Source organism: Companilactobacillus sp. HBUAS56275, assembly GCF_036913655.1.
Classification (GTDB): domain Bacteria; phylum Bacillota; class Bacilli; order Lactobacillales; family Lactobacillaceae; genus Companilactobacillus; species Companilactobacillus pullicola.
In genome coordinates this window covers 589,769-605,686 of the sequence record NZ_JAYKKK010000001.1, presented here as the reverse complement: position 1 = coordinate 605,686, position 15,918 = coordinate 589,769, and the positions used below count along the sequence as shown (strand labels likewise).

The window sequence follows — 15,918 nt, the reverse complement described above, 5'->3', positions numbered from 1 at the left end:
TCATTCAATGAAAATATTAGTTGTCGGTTCAGGGGCAAGGGAAGATGCCATTTGTCAGGCACTCCAAAAGAATTCTCAAAATGTTGTCTTCTGTGCTCCCGGTAACGATGGGATGAAATTGTCAGAAATCAAAACTATTTCAATAGAAGAAAATGATTTTGAAAGAATGGCAAACTTTGCAAAAACGAATGCTATTGACTTTACGATTGTGGGTCCAGAAGAGCCTTTAGTTAACGGAATTGTGGACTTCTTCAAACGACAAGGTCTAAAAATTTTTGGACCTAATAAACAGGCAGCCCAAGTCGAAGGGTCAAAGGTTTTTACTAAAAGATTGATGGCCGATGCTGGTATTCCTACTGCTCAGTATCAAGAATTCACTAAGTTAGAAAATGCCTTGAATTATTTAAAGGCAACGTCAGATTTTCCGATTGTCATCAAGGCAGACGGACTGGCCGCAGGTAAAGGTGTTTTTATCGCTTCGGATTTAGTTACAGCGATTGAAACAGTAACCGACTTATTGGCGGAACATAAATTTGGCACTAAGAAAGTTGTGATTGAAGAGTTTCTTGAGGGTGAAGAATTTTCGCTAATGGCTTTTGTTGATCATAAGCGCTTCTATCCAATGCCTTTAGCTCAGGATTATAAGAAAATTTTTGACGGTGATGAAGGGCCTAATACCGGTGGTATGGGAGCTGTCTGTCCAGTCTCTAATCTCTCTAAAGATATTGAGCAAGTGGCAGTAGAAACTGTTTTAAAGCCGTTTGTTGCAGAGCTTTATAAAGAAGGCATTAAGTACACTGGAATTCTTTATGCCGGATTGATTTTGACAAAAAATGGTATCAAAGTCATCGAGTTTAACGCACGATTTGGTGATCCTGAAACGGAAGTAGTTTTGCCAAGATTACAATCTGATTTGTCAGAAATCATTGAACAAATTTTATGTCATAAGAGTATAAAGAAAATTGATTGGGAAACGAACGGTATAAACCTAGGAGTTTTTGCTGTCAGTAAAGGTTACCCTGTAAAGCCTGTATTTGGCTCGTTAGGTGATAGGGATAGTTTCAAAAAATGCCCATTGATGATCAACTATGCAGCTGTAAAGCAAGATCAGCAAAAACTATTTAGCCACGGTGGTCGTTTATACTTGATGCAAGCACAGGCTGAATCAGTCGAGGATGCGCAAGTAAAAGTTTATCGAGAACTTGAAAAAATGGACCAAACAAATATTTTTTACCGACGTGATATTGGTAAGAATTCCATTTAATACAGAAAAGATAGAAGTAAAATTTCACTTGAAATATTACTTCTATTTTTTTATTGGCGGCCCCGATACTTTAGGATTATATATTTTGTGAAAAATCTAAGAGTGTATGAATATAGAGGGATCTTTATTGATTATTAAAACTTTAAATATGAAGTTGTTTAAAATAGGAAGAAAAGCTATGATTTAAGAAACTGGTAGTCTTATTTTTTTAAGTTGATAAGAATAAGTAGTTTTTCAATTTTAGAATACCTAATATAACGGTCTTTTCTTAGTGTGCTCCCTATGTATATAAGGGTGATTCCTATTAACTACTACAGATCCAGTTTGATTTTGTGTGCTCCCTATGTGTATAGGGGTGATACTCCTATATTGTCGTTTACTTTGTATCAGATTAATTGTGATCCCTATCTAAATAGGGATGAATCTATATGTATCGAGAAAAGAAAGCCATTTCCCATAAGATTTACTGGGATGTATTCACTGTAATCAAAAAAGGACATGAACACTCATTTATATATTTAGCAGTAGAAACCTAAATATATAAGTGGGTAAATTCATGTCCTTTTTATACAATAAAACCCTGGCATGCCAGGGTTATTTTAATATATTCAATTTTAGTATATTATATAATTACTTATGTTTTTTCTTAGGTGGGATATATTCGAACGAAGGATCAATTTCCTTATCGATATTATTCCAAGCTTCTTCCATATCATCGTTAACTTGTTTAGTCTGTTTCTCATCAAGTTTAGCTTTGAAATCAAAGTCAATTTCAGGTCCTATACCAATAGTAATTTGTTTATGTTTCATTAAACCACCAAAGGTCAAAGGTCCTTGATAAACGAAGGGAACTAATGGGGCTTTTGAAAGTTTAGCAATCAGTGAGGCGCCACCCTTTAGTTGTTCGGAGTAACGAGTTCCTGAAGGGAACATGATTAAAACTTTATCTTCTTTTTTCAAAGCTTTAACTGGTGTTTTTATTACTGAAGGACCAGGATGAGCACGATCCACAGGAAAAGCATGTGCGTGCACAAGGATGAATCTTAAAATGGGATTCTTAAAAAGTTCCTTCTTAGCCATAAAAGTAGCTTCACGTGGAGAAATCGCTAGTGCAAAGAAAATTGGTTCCCACCAAGTACGGTGAGGTGCTACTAAAATATAAGGCTTGTCAGGCAGATTTTCTTTACCCACGACTTTATAACGGCCATTTAAAATGAAAACAATGCCTCTCGCTATTACACGGATAAATTTATAAAACATAGAATTATCATTCTCCCTAAAATAATCTTAACTTATTTAAAATACCATAAAGTAGGTGTCACATGTCGATTTATTCTCAAGATATTATTTCTAATAGTGGAATAATCATTAATCAAGATAAAAAACTTTATTCATTTAATCTCGATACTATTTTACTTTACAACTTCGCTAAGCCTGTAAAAAAAGGTAAAGTAGTCGACTTATGTTCTGGAAACGGCGCAATTGGATTGTCGTTGGCCTCTAAAACATCCGCACAAATATATTTGGTTGAGATTCAAAAAGAATTGGCTGCTTTATCTGAAAAAAGCATTGAAGACAACAAACTGCAACAACAAGTTCATCTGATCAATGATGACCTGAAGAATGTTCAAGCACATATTGACCACGACACAGTTGACATGATTGTCTGTAATCCACCATATTTCAAAGTTTTGGATAAAACAGCTTTAAAAGAGAAACAAGTTCTAGCTATTGCCCGTCATGAAGTAAAAGCTAGCTTAGCGGATGTATTACATTCTATCAAAGTTTTGCTTAAAGAGAATTCTCATGCTTATCTGGTTTATCGTCCGGAACGTCTCAGCGAGTTAGTCGCGGAAATGTTACAACAAAGATTGCAACCGAAACGTATGCGTTTTGTCAGGACTACTGCTCGAAAGGATGCCAATTTAGTTTTGCTCGATGTGGTCAAAACTGTGAAATCAGCATCATTGAAAGTCGAACCAGACTTAATAATTTATGATGACAATCATCAATTGAGTGAAGAGGCTAATCGAATAATCAATGGAGACAAGTAAATATTATGTCTACATGTTGTTGTGTAGCGATAAAACTTTTTATACGGGGACAAGTAATAATGTGAAAAAGAGGGTGGCTACCCACAATTCTGGTAAAGGTGCCAAGTATACCAAAATTAGACGGCCAGTTAAATTAATGTACACCGAAGAATTGGAGAATAAATCACAAGCTTTGAAACGTGAAATTGCGATTAAAAAGTTGTCACGTCAGCAAAAAGAAACTTTGTTAAAAAGTAACGGAATAAATTGGCGTGATTACTTGATTTAAAATTAATATTCCATTATAATATTTAACCGTATTGAATACACACACTTAACGATTTAGTTGTTGGTGCACTTATGTGTTTCAACTAGACATGACTTAAGTGGAGGTAAAAACCTGGAGGAACTTTTTATGTCAGTTATTTCTATGAAACAACTTCTTGAAGCCGGTGTACATTTTGGTCACCAAACAAGAAGATGGAACCCTAAGATGAAGCCATTTATCTTTACACAAAGAAATGGTATTTACATCATTGATTTACAAAAAACAGTACGCATGATCGACGATGCATACAACTATATGAAGGCTGTTGCCGGTGATGATGGTATTTTCCTATTCGTTGGTACAAAGAAGCAAGCACAAGACGCTATTGCTGAAGAAGCAACACGTGCTGGCCAATACTACGTTAACCATCGTTGGTTAGGTGGTACTTTGACTAACTGGAACACAATCCAAAAACGTATCAAGAGATTAAAGGACATCAAAGCTATGTCACAAGATGGTACTTTTGATCGTCTACCTAAGAAAGAAGTTGCTTTACTTACAAAGCAACAAGCTAAGTTAGAGAAATTCCTTGGTGGTATCGAAGATATGCCAAGAATCCCTGATGTTATGTTCATTGTTGACCCTCATAAGGAAAACATTGCTGTTAACGAAGCTAAGAAACTTAACATTCCTATCGTAGCTATGGTTGATACAAATACAGATCCAGATCCTATCGATGTTATCATCCCTTCAAACGATGATGCTATCCGTGCCGTTAGATTAATTACATCTAAGATGGCAGATGCTATTGTTGAAGGTAAACAAGGTGAAGAAGCTGTTACAGATGCAGACTTTGCTAAAGACGATAACAAAGATGACAATGCTGCCGATGCAAAATCTATCGAAGATTTAGCAGAAGCTAAAAACAATAACGAAGATAAATAATAATAATAAGCGTAAAATAGAGTCATCTGAGTAAGATGGCTTTATTTATACGACTGGAGGATTACTAATGGCTAAAATTACTGCTGCTCAAGTTAAAGAATTACGTGATAAGACAAGCGTTGGTATGATGGATGCTAAGAAGGCATTGGTTGCTGCTGACGGTAATATGCAAGAGGCTATCGACAAACTTCGTGAAAAGGGTGTAGCTAAAGCTGCTAAGAAGAGTGGAAACATTGCTGCTGAAGGTTTAACACACATCGAAGTTCTAGGTAACAAAGCTGCTATCATCGAAGTTAATTCAGAAACTGACTTTGTTTCATCAAACGACAAGTTTATCAATCTTGTAAACGAAATTGGTAAGGCTATTGTTGCTAGTGAACCAAAGACAATGGACGAAGCTTTGGCACTTAAGATTGGTGACCAAACAATTAACGATGCCATCACAGGCTTAACAGCTGTTATTGGTGAAAAGATTTCCTTGAGACGTTTCAAGGTTCTTGACAAGACAGACTCACAAGTATTCGGTTCATACTTACATAATGGTGGTTTGATCGGTGCTATCGTTACTCTTGAAGGTAACGATGAATCTGTTGCTAAAGACGTTGCTATGCACGTTGCTGCTATCAACCCTGAATTCATGGATCGTAATCAAGTTCCTGCAGACCGTTTGGAACATGAAAAGGCTATCTTCACTGAAGAAACAAAGGCTGAAGGTAAACCTGAAAAGATTATCCCTAGAATCGTTGAAGGCCGTTTAAACAAGTTCTTGTCAGAAATTAGTTTGGCTGACCAAGAATTCGTTAAGGATTCAGATATGACTGTTCAACAATACGTTGAATCAAAGAATTCTAAGCTTGTTTCATTCGTTCGTTACGAGGTTGGCGAAGGAATCGAAAAGAAACAGGAAGACTTTGCTGAAGAAGTAAAGAACCAAATCAAGTAATTTAAGAACATTTTTTGGAAGAGTCGCTTAATTCATTTTGAATTAAACGGCTTTTTCTTTGTATTTAGGGTTGTATCCGCACAAAATTTGTTTAAAAATGGTGTTTAGATAAATTTACTGTATCGAATATGTTAAAATATTTAGTAGCAAAATTAAAGGAGAGAACTTATGCCTGATATCAAGTATAAAAGAGTGATTTTAAAAGTTTCTGGAGAAGCCCTAGCCGGTGAGAAAGGCTTTGGTATTAATCCACCAGTTATTAAAACAATAGCTGAACAAATTAAGAGTGTTCATGATCTAGGAGTTCAAGTTGCCATCGTCTGTGGTGGTGGTAACATTTGGCGTGGTGAAACAGGTGCCGAAATGGGAATGGACCGTGCCCAAGCAGATTACATGGGTATGATGGCCACTGTTATGAACGGACTTGCCTTACAAGATGGTTTGGAACATATTGGTGTACCAACACGTGTACAAACATCAATCGAAATGCGTCAAGTAGCTGAACCTTACATCAGAAGAAAGGCAATCAGACATCTAGAAAAGGGTCGTGTTGTTATCTTCGCTGGTGGTACTGGTAATCCTTACTTCTCAACAGATACTACTTCTGTACTTCGTGCCGCTGAAATCGAAGCTGACGTTATCTTAATGGCTAAGAACAACGTTGACGGTGTTTACTCAGCTGATCCTAAGAAGGACCCTAATGCTAAGAAGTACTCAGAATTAACACAACTTGATATTATTAATAAGAATCTTGGAGTTATGGATACAACTGCTTCATCATTGTCAATGGATAATGATATTCCATTGATCGTATTCAACTTGAACAAGGCTGAAAATATTAAGAAGGTTGTTCAAGGAGAAAATATCGGAACAATTATAAAGGGTGGTAATGATGACTAACAAAGCTGTTACAAAAGCACAAGAAAATATGACGAAGTCAATCGACGTTCTTAGAAAAGAATTAGCTAATATCCGTGCTGGTAAAGCTAATGCTTCAATTTTAAGTAACGTTAAGGTTTCATACTATGGTACTGATGTGCCATTGAATCAAGTTGCCTCAGTTAACATTCCTGAAGCACGTGTTTTGATGATCACACCTTATGATCAATCATCATTGGATGATATTGAACATGCCATTAATTCATCTGATTTAGGATTGAACCCTGCTAACGATGGTAAGGTTATTCGTTTGGTTATCCCACAGCTTACTGGTGAACGCAGAAAAGAGATTGCTAAGCAAGTAGGTAAAGAAGCTGAAGAGAGCCGTATCGCCGTTAGAAACGTTCGTCGTGAGGCTATGGACGATCTTAAGAAGCAATTAAAGGCCAACGATGTAACTGAAGATGAATTCCATGATGTTGAAGATCAAGTTCAAAAGGTTACCGATAAGGCTATCGCAGAAGTTGATAAATTAGCAGCAGAAAAAGAAAAAGAAATTACTGAAGGATAATAGTCTTTATGACAGAGAGTAAGAGACAGTTGGATTCAGACATATCAGTTCCTAAGCATATTGCTATTATTATGGACGGTAATGGTCGTTGGGCTAAGAAAAAGGGCCAACCACGTATTGCTGGGCATAAAGAAGGCATGAATAATGTTAAGACAATTGCTACAGCAGCAAGTCATCTTGGCGTTAAAGTCTTGAGTTTGTATGCTTTTTCTACTGAGAATTGGAGTCGACCTAGTAAAGAGGTCAACTTCCTAATGAAGTTACCAGTAGATTTTTTCGGAACTTTTATGCCGGATTTAATTAAAGAAAATATTCGAGTGTTCGTAACCGGATTTACTGATCACTTACCTGAAAAAACCAGAAAAGTAGTTTTAAAAGCAGTTGAGGATACTAAGGGTAATACTGGAATGATCCTCAATTTTGCTTTTAATTACGGTGGCCGAGCTGAAATTGTTAATGCTGCTAAAAATTTGGCAATTGAGGCTGCCAGTGGTTCAATAGATCCAAGTGATATTGACGATGCCATGTTTGCAGATCATTTGTTGACTAATCATTTAAAAGATTTGGCTGATCCTGATTTGTTGATCAGAACTAGTGGTGAAGAGCGAATTTCTAATTTTATGCTCTGGCAATTAGCTTATACAGAAATGATCTTTGACGATAGTTACTGGCCCGATTTCACGGTTGATGATTTGGTTGAGGATATTAAAGAATTTGACAGAAGAGATCGTCGTTACGGGTCTGTTTAGTTTGGGGGAAAATTATGAAACAACGTGTTATTACTGCCGTTATTGCACTAGCAATCTTTATTCCCATATTGCTTGCTGGTGGAGTTTGGTTAGAAGTTGCAGCTGCAGCACTAGCCGCAGTCGGTGTTTTTGAAATTTATATTATGCGTAAACGTATCATCGTTTCCGTCGACTTTTTAGTAACTATCTTAGGAACGTTAGCATTAGTAGTTCCTAACGGATTTTACCGTGGATGGTTCCCAAAGAGTTTCTCAAGATTGGATCTATTCTACGTCTTTGCGGTAATCTTGTTGATTATTACAGTATTGACAAAGAACAAATTTAATTTTGAAGATGCAGCTGTTTCAGTAGTTTCAATGTTGTACATTGGTACAGGATTCCACTATTTGGCTGCTGTAAGAAATTCAAACGCTGGTTTAGGTTTATTGATGTATGCCTTAATAGTTGTTTGGTCAACAGATATCTTTGCTTATACTTTCGGTAGAAAGATTGGTAAGCACAAGTTATGGCCTGCTATCAGTCCTAACAAGACTTGGGAAGGAACAATTGCCGGTATTGTTATGGCTTTGATCCTTTCAGGCGTTTACATGTACTTTGTGCCACAAGAGTACTCAATGACAACAATGTTGATGATTGCCTTTGTTCTATCAATCATGGGACAAATGGGCGATTTGATTGAATCAGCTTATAAGAGATATTACAAAGTTAAAGATTCAGGAAATATTTTACCAGGACATGGTGGAATTTTAGATCGATTCGATAGTATGCTGATCGTACTACCGTTGTTACACATATTCGCTTTAGTCTAAGCATCTCGTGGAGGTTAAAATGACCGCGATAATTACATTTATAATCGTTTTTGGGATATTAGTTATTGTCCATGAATTTGGACATTATTATGCTGCAAAAAAATCAGGGATTTTAGTTCGTGAGTTTTCTGTAGGGATGGGTCCAAAAATTGTCGCTTATCGTAAGAACCATACGACATACACTTTAAGACTATTGCCTTTAGGTGGTTATGTACGTATGGCTGGCGCTCAGGAAGATGATTCTGATATTCAACCAGGAACGATGGCGTCTTTAGTTTTAAATGATCAAGATAAAGTAATAAAAATAATAACTTCCAGTAAGGTTTATGATGCAAATGCGGTCCCCGTTCAAATTTCTAAGTCAGACTTAGTTGATGACTTGGTGATTGAAGGGTATGAAAATGGCGATGAGACAGTCGTTAAGGAGTATTCAGTTGATCATGATGCAACCATTGTTGAAGAAGACGGTACTGAGGTTCAAATCGCACCACGCGATGTTCAACTTCAGTCCGTTTCTGTTTGGAAGCGAATGATTACTAATTTTGCTGGTCCATTCAATAATTTCGTTTTGGCAGTCTTGGCTGCTATTTTAGCTGCTTTCATGATGAATGGTGTTGCCACTAATCAATTGGGACATATTGAAAAAAATTCAGTTGCTCAACAAGCAGGTCTAAAAGTAAACGATACGATTGTTAGCGTTAATGGCAAAAAAACTGGGTCATGGACTGCTTTATCAACCAATATTCAAAATAACCCTGGTAAGAAAGTTACTTTAAAAGTTGAATCAAATAAAAAACTTAAAACAATTAAATTAACTCCTAAAACTGTTAAATCACAAGGCCAAAGTTACGGTCTAATTGGGATTATGCCAAAAACTGATTCTAGCGTCTGGGCTAAGATCAAATATGGCTTTTCATACAGTTGGGGAACGACCGTCATGGTTTTCCATGCATTAGGTAAGATGGTGTCTGGTGGATTTAATATTAATCAGTTATCAGGACCAGTTGGTATTTATTCGATGACCTCACAAGTAGCGTCACAGGGTCTGGTTAATATTATTTTATTTACTTCAATGCTATCGATGAACCTAGGTATTGTTAATTTGATTCCAATTCCAGCCTTAGATGGTGGAAAAATTTTATTAAATATCGTTGAAGCAATCAGAAGAAAACCAATTCCAGAACAGTATGAAACTGTCATCACCTTAATTGGTGTCGGAATCTTGGTTTTATTGATGATTGCTGTTACATGGAATGATATTCAGCGCTTCTTTATAAAATAGGGGGATAAGAACTTGAAACAATCAAAATTATATATTCCAACACTGAAGCAGACTCCTTCAGATGCTGAGGCTGTCAGTCATCAGTTGATGTTAAGAGCCGGCTACATCAGACAGGTTTCCGCAGGGGTATATGCATACTTGCCATTAGCTTGGTCAGTTATTCAAAGAATTGAAAACATTATTCGTAAAGAAATGGAAAAAATTGATGTCGTAGAAATGCGCATGCCAGCAATTTTACCTGCTGATCTTTGGAAAGAAAGTGGCCGTTATGAAACTTATGGCGATAATCTTTTCAAATTCAAGGATCGTCACGAACGTGATTTCATCTTGGGACCAACTCATGAGGAAACATTTACAAGTGTTGTAAAAGAAAGTTTGAATAGTTACAAGAAGTTACCTCTTGTTTTATATCAAATGCAAATGAAGTATCGTGATGAAGATCGTCCTCGTAATGGTCTATTGCGTGGCCGTGAATTTATCATGAAAGATGCATATTCATTCACAGCTAACAAAGAACAACTTGATGTTATCTTTAATCAAATGGAACAAGCTTACCGTAATATTTTTGATATTTGTGGTTTAAATTACCGCGCTATTATCGGTGATGCTGGTGCCATGGGTGGTACTGATTCAAAGGAATTCTCCGCTATTGCTGGAATCGGTGAAGACACAATTGCCTATTCAGATGACAGTGATTACTCAGCTAACCTTGAAATGGCTGCAAGTAAGATGGAAGAGAATTTAGTTGAAGATAAGAAAGAAGCAGAAGTTGTTGATACACCAAATGTACATACAATCGATGCTTTGGCAGAACTTCTAAAAGTTGAATCATCAAGAATTATGAAGGCTGTTGCCTACATGGCTGATGATGAACCAGTTATGGTCATGATTCGTGGTGATTACGATGTCAATGACGTTAAATTGAAGAATTACTTGGGTGCTGACTTCTTACGTGAGGCAACTCCTGAAGAAGTTAAGGATGAATTTGGCAGTGTACCTGGATTTATCGGACCTAAGGGGATCAACGATAAAGTTAAAGTACTTTACGATAGTTCCTTAGTTGGTTTGATGAACTTTGTCGTTGGCTTAAATAAAGCTGACGTTCACTTGTTCAATGCTAACTTTGAAGATATTGTTGACGAAACACCAGAATTTAGAGATTTCCGTGTTATCAAGGAAGGTGAAGTTTCACCCGATGGCCATGGTCATATCAAGTTCACACGTGGTATCGAAATTGGTCATATCTTTAAGTTAGGTACTAAATTCTCAAAAGCACTTGGTGCTAACTTCTTGGATGAAAATGGTAAATCTAATCCATTGATCATGGGAAGTTATGGTATTGGTATTTCACGTCTATTGACAGCCATCATCGAACAACACTGTGATGAGAATGGTATTATCTGGCCAGTTAGCTTGGCACCATATCAAGTTCATGTTGTTCCTATCAAGTACAACAACGACGTTCAAGGCAAATTGAGTGACGAAATTGTTGAATTGTTGCAAAATGAAGGTTATGACGTCTTGCTTGACGATCGTAAAGAACGTCCCGGTGTTAAATTTGCTGACTCAGATCTAATTGGTATTCCTATTAGAATCACTGTTGGTAAAAAAGCTGGCGATGGAATTGTTGAACTAAAGATCAGAAGTACTGGTGAAACAATTGAAGTAAGTAAAGATGAATTAGTAAATTCAGTAAAAATATTGCTTAAGAATCAGTAATGAGGCTTAGGCCTTTTTTTATTTTTTGAAGGAAAGAATATGTCAGACACAAAACAACTTTTTGAAATTTTAGTTAAACAAATCAAATTAGATAGCTTATTGCCATCTAATGATGCGTTTATCGATGGAAAATTAAATAAACTTGAAGTTCATAAGAACAGTAAACGCTGGACATTCTTTTTTGAATTTAAACGCGTATTGCCATTCAATGATTTCATGACTTTTGTTAAAGCCTTGAAAGCTAGTTTTGATGGAATCGCCCAAATTGATTTTGAAATCAAAACGACGGATTCAGAATTATCTGAAAAAGATATTAAAGATTATTGGAATTATGTTTTGAATGATTGCAACGTTGAGTCGCCGATGGTTCTAGATAAGATCAGTCAGACGCCACCTCATGTTGAGAATGGACAAGTCTTTTTAGATGTTTCTAATAGTTTTATGGCTGATTTTGTTGATGGAAAACTCATTGATGGACTTCAGTCAGAATATAGTAGTCTAGGTTTTCCTGATTTTAGAATTAGAACTAACGTTGACAAGGCCAAGTATCAAGAAAAGGCTGAGGCGATGAAAGCTGCTAATGCTGAAAAAACTAAGCAATTTCAAGCTAAGGCTAAAGAAGCTAGTGAAAAGAAGGCGGCTAAACCTGTTGGTAATGTCTCCAAGGTAGGACGTAAGATTCCTGATGATCAAGAAATTACGCAAATGGTCGACATTATTGAAGAAGATCGTAACAAAGTTGTTGAAGGTTACGTGTTTGATATTGATGTTCGTAAGTTGAAATCAGGACGTTCGCTCTTGATTATGAAGGTTACTGACTATACTTCATCGTTCAGTATCAAAAAATTCTCTAATGGTGAAGATGATGAAAACTTCTTTGCAGCATTAGATCAAGGTTCTTGGATCAGAGTCCGTGGTAATGTTCAGGAGGATAATTTCTCACGTGAACTAGTTATCATGGCCAATGATATCAATGTGATCAAACATGAGATGCGTAAAGATACCGCTGAAGATGAGAACAAACGGATCGAATTACATGCTCATACCAACATGAGTCAGATGGATGCGATTCCTAGTGCAACTGATTTAATCAAACGAGCTAGTGATTGGGGACAAACAGGTATTGCTATTACCGATCATCGTGCTTTACAGGCCTTCCCAGAAGCATACAATGCTGGGAAAAAATTTGGCGTCAAGATTGCTTACGGTGTTGAGGTCGACCTAGTCGATGAAGGCAATCCAATTGCTTATAATTTACGAGATCAAGTGTTAGATGGTTCTGAATATGTAATCTTTGATACCGAGACTACTGGACTTTCGGCCGTTTACGATTCGATCATCGAAATTGGTGCTACTAAGATGAAGAATGGCGAAGTGATCGATAGATTCGACAAATTTATCAATCCTGGTCATCCCTTGTCTGAAGTAACCACGAATTTGACTAGTATTACTACTGAGATGGTTCAAGATGCTCCTGATGAAACGGTTATTATTGGCGAATTTATGGACTTTATCGGTGATGATATTCTAGTTGGTCATAACGTTACTTTCGATATGGGCTTTATGAATGCTGCTTTAACAAGAATGGGACGTCCAAGATTATCAATGCCAGTTATTGATACTTTGGAAATGTCAAGAACACTTCACTCTGAATACCGTAATCACAAGTTGGATTCTCTAGCCAAACGTTATCATATTGTCTTGGAACATCACCATAGAGCTGATTCTGATGCTGAAACAACTGGTTACTTGATGTACAAGTTGTTCGATGAATTGGAAGATAAGTTTGGAACAAGAAACGTTAATCAATTAAATGATCACGTTGGTGGTGAGGAAGCCTACAAACAGGCTCGTCCAAGTCACGCTGTCCTCTTGGCTAAAACTCAAGCTGGATTGAAGAATATGTTTAAAATTGTTTCTTATTCAATGACACGTTACTTCTATCGAACGGCTCGTGTACCAAGAAGATTGTTGAATAAGTATCGTGAAGGAATAATTGTTGGTTCTGCTTGTGAAAATGGTGAAGTCTTTACTAGCATGATGCAAAAAGGTTATGACGATACTCGTGAATTAGCACAGTATTATGATTACCTAGAAGTTATGCCTCAAACGTTATATCAACATCTAATTGATATTAAAATTATTAAAGATGAAGATGCTTTGCAGGAAATCATCAAGAACATTGTCAAATTAGGTAAAGAATTGAATAAACCTGTTGTTGCAACAGGGGATGTCCACTACCTTGATCCACATGATAAAGTTTATCGAGATATTGTTATCAAAGCTGTAAAGAGTAATGCTTTAGCTCGTCGACCAGAATTGCCTGATGTGCAGTTTAGAACGACTAATGAAATGTTTGATGAGTTCGATTACTTGGATCAACAAACAGAACAAGAGATCATCGTTGATAATCCTAAGAAAATTATGGATTCAATAGATGAGATTTCTCCAGTTAAAGATAAGCTCTACACTCCAAAGATGGAGGGGGCCGAAGATGAAATTCGTAGTTTAACAATGAATAAGGCCCATGAACTTTATGGTGATCCTTTGCCAGAATTAGTTCAAAAACGTATGGATCGCGAGTTAAAGAGTATTATCGGAAATGGTTTCTCTGTTATTTACTTAATTGCTCAACGTCTAGTTTATAAATCTAACAAAGATGGATATTTGGTTGGTTCCCGTGGTTCTGTTGGATCTAGTTTCGTTGCCACGATGACTGGTATTACCGAAGTTAATCCTTTGCCACCACATTATCGTTGTCCTAATTGTAAGTACTCTGAATTCTTTACTAAAGGTGAAGTTGGTTCAGGATATGATCTACCCGATAAGGATTGTCCTAAATGTGGTACTGATATGAAAAAGGATGGTCAGGATATTCCGTTTGAAACTTTCTTAGGTTTCAAGGGTGATAAGGTTCCTGATATTGATTTGAACTTCTCTGGTGACTACCAACCAGTAGCCCATAACTATACCAAAGTATTGTTTGGGGAAGATCACGTATTTAGAGCTGGTACTATTGGTACAATTGCGGATCGAACAGCTTTCGGTTATGTTAAAAATTATGAAGAGTTAACTGGGCAGAATTTCAGAAACGCTGAAGAAGAACGTTTGGCAATGGGGTCAACTGGTGTAAAGAGAACTACTGGTCAACATCCGGCTGGTATCATTGTTGTGCCCGATTATATGGATATTTTTGATTTCACTCCAATTCAGTATCCGGCCGACGATCAAACAGCACTCTGGAAGACCACCCACTTTGATTTCCATTCAATCCATGATAATATCTTAAAACTAGATATTCTGGGACATGATGATCCCACGATGATTCGTATGCTACAAGATTTATCAGGAATTGATCCTAAGACTTTGCCAGTTAAAGATCCTGGGGTCATGGAATTATTTAGAGGAACTGATTCTTTAAACGTTACACCTGAACAGATCTTTTCTAAAACTGGTACTTTGGGTGTACCTGAGTTCGGTACTCGATTCGTTCGTGGTATGTTGGAAAAAACACATCCAACGACTTTCGCCGAATTGCTACAAATTTCAGGACTATCACATGGTACTGATGTGTGGTTGGGTAATGCCGAAGAATTGATCGACAAGGGCATCGTTACTCTGAAGGATGTTATTGGTTGTCGTGATAATATCATGATGGATTTGATTCACTATGGTATGGATTCACAGATGGCTTTCCAAATTATGGAGCATGTTCGTAAAGGACGTGGTATTCCTGATGATTGGAAACAAGCCATGAAAGATGCCGATGTTCCTGATTGGTATATTGATTCTTGTTTGAAGATCAAGTATATGTTCCCAAGAGCCCATGCGACAGCCTATATTATTATGGCCTTAAGAATTGCTTACTTTAAAGTTCACCATCCACTTTATTATTACTGTGCGTACTTCTCAGTCCGTGCTGATGATTTTGATTTAGTTGCGATGACTACAGGTAAGGATGCCGTTAAGGCTTCAATGAAGGCTATCAATGATAAAGGGATGGATGCTTCTACTAAAGAGAAGAATCTTTTGACTGTTTTGGAATTAGCCAATGAATGTTTGGAACGTGGCTTTAAGATCAAAATGGTTGACCTTGATAAGTCTGATGCCTTTGATTTCAAGATTATTGATGATAAGACAATATTAGCACCATTTAACGCTATTCCAGGCTTGGGTGATAACGTTGCTAAACAGATTGTGGCTGCCCGTGAAGAACAACCATTCTTATCTAAACAAGATTTAGGAACTCGTGGTAAAGTATCAAAAACAGTTATCGAGTATATGACAGAAAATCATGTTTTAGATGGCATGCCAGACGAAAATCAGTTATCATTGTTTTAGCTATGGTTCTTATAAGTTGCTTTAATACGTAATATATGTTAAATTAACTACTAGTTAATTACTGATTAATGAGTGAGCAGAAATGCTCACTCTTTTTATTGCCGATTACTTTGGA

13 protein-coding genes are annotated in these 15,918 nt (G+C 36.8%); 12 read left to right on the top strand and 1 reads right to left on the bottom strand.

Going from position 1 to position 15,918, the window contains the following annotated elements:
• Positions 1 to 7: 7 nt before the first annotated feature.
• Complete coding sequence (gene purD, locus U8526_RS02750) at positions 8 to 1,264, top strand: phosphoribosylamine--glycine ligase (protein WP_334340449.1); 1,257 nt, start codon at positions 8 to 10, stop codon at positions 1,262 to 1,264.
• Positions 1,265 to 1,894: 630 nt separating this feature from the next.
• Here the strand turns inward: purD and U8526_RS02745 are convergent.
• Entirely contained in the window at positions 1,895 to 2,524 is a 630-nt protein-coding gene (locus U8526_RS02745; RefSeq protein WP_334340448.1) for a lysophospholipid acyltransferase family protein, read from the bottom strand.
• A 62-nt stretch (positions 2,525 to 2,586) separates the two neighbouring features.
• Between U8526_RS02745 and U8526_RS02740 the strand changes: the two genes are divergently transcribed.
• From U8526_RS02740 to U8526_RS02690, 11 genes are all read left to right on the top strand, one after another.
• Positions 2,587 to 3,318, top strand: coding sequence for a tRNA1(Val) (adenine(37)-N6)-methyltransferase (locus tag U8526_RS02740; RefSeq protein WP_334340447.1), 732 nt, complete (start codon positions 2,587 to 2,589; stop codon positions 3,316 to 3,318).
• Positions 3,305 to 3,586, top strand: coding sequence for a GIY-YIG nuclease family protein (locus tag U8526_RS02735; RefSeq protein WP_334340446.1), 282 nt, complete (start codon positions 3,305 to 3,307; stop codon positions 3,584 to 3,586). Before U8526_RS02740 ends, U8526_RS02735 begins: the two co-directional genes overlap by 14 nt.
• Before the next feature lie 126 nt (positions 3,587 to 3,712).
• The gene (rpsB, locus tag U8526_RS02730; RefSeq protein ID WP_334340445.1) at positions 3,713 to 4,510 is read left to right on the top strand and encodes a 30S ribosomal protein S2; all 798 of its coding nucleotides are present in this window, start codon (positions 3,713 to 3,715) and stop codon (positions 4,508 to 4,510) included.
• Between the two features lie 67 nt (positions 4,511 to 4,577).
• Positions 4,578 to 5,453, top strand: coding sequence for a translation elongation factor Ts (gene tsf, locus U8526_RS02725; protein WP_334340443.1), 876 nt, complete (start codon positions 4,578 to 4,580; stop codon positions 5,451 to 5,453).
• A gap of 168 nt (positions 5,454 to 5,621) precedes the next feature.
• Complete coding sequence (pyrH, locus tag U8526_RS02720; protein ID WP_334340442.1) at positions 5,622 to 6,353, top strand: UMP kinase; 732 nt, start codon at positions 5,622 to 5,624, stop codon at positions 6,351 to 6,353.
• Positions 6,346 to 6,903, top strand: a complete 558-nt coding sequence (gene frr, locus U8526_RS02715; RefSeq protein WP_334340440.1) for a ribosome recycling factor — start codon at positions 6,346 to 6,348, stop codon at positions 6,901 to 6,903. The genes pyrH and frr overlap by 8 nt, the downstream gene beginning before the upstream one ends.
• An 8-nt stretch (positions 6,904 to 6,911) precedes the next feature.
• Complete coding sequence (locus U8526_RS02710) at positions 6,912 to 7,652, top strand: isoprenyl transferase (RefSeq protein WP_334340439.1); 741 nt, start codon at positions 6,912 to 6,914, stop codon at positions 7,650 to 7,652.
• 14 nt (positions 7,653 to 7,666) lie between these two features.
• Positions 7,667 to 8,461 carry a phosphatidate cytidylyltransferase gene (locus U8526_RS02705; protein WP_334340438.1) on the top strand — a complete coding sequence of 265 codons (795 nt, stop codon included), beginning with the start codon at positions 7,667 to 7,669 and terminating at the stop codon, positions 8,459 to 8,461.
• Between the two features lie 19 nt (positions 8,462 to 8,480).
• Positions 8,481 to 9,743, top strand: coding sequence for an RIP metalloprotease RseP (gene rseP, locus U8526_RS02700; protein ID WP_334340437.1), 1,263 nt, complete (start codon positions 8,481 to 8,483; stop codon positions 9,741 to 9,743).
• A gap of 12 nt (positions 9,744 to 9,755) precedes the next feature.
• Positions 9,756 to 11,462, top strand: coding sequence for a proline--tRNA ligase (locus U8526_RS02695; protein ID WP_334340436.1), 1,707 nt, complete (start codon positions 9,756 to 9,758; stop codon positions 11,460 to 11,462).
• A 39-nt stretch (positions 11,463 to 11,501) separates the two neighbouring features.
• On the top strand, positions 11,502 to 15,803 hold the full coding sequence (locus U8526_RS02690) for a PolC-type DNA polymerase III (RefSeq protein ID WP_334340435.1): 4,302 nt from the start codon (positions 11,502 to 11,504) through the stop codon (positions 15,801 to 15,803).
• Positions 15,804 to 15,918 lie beyond the last annotated feature (115 nt).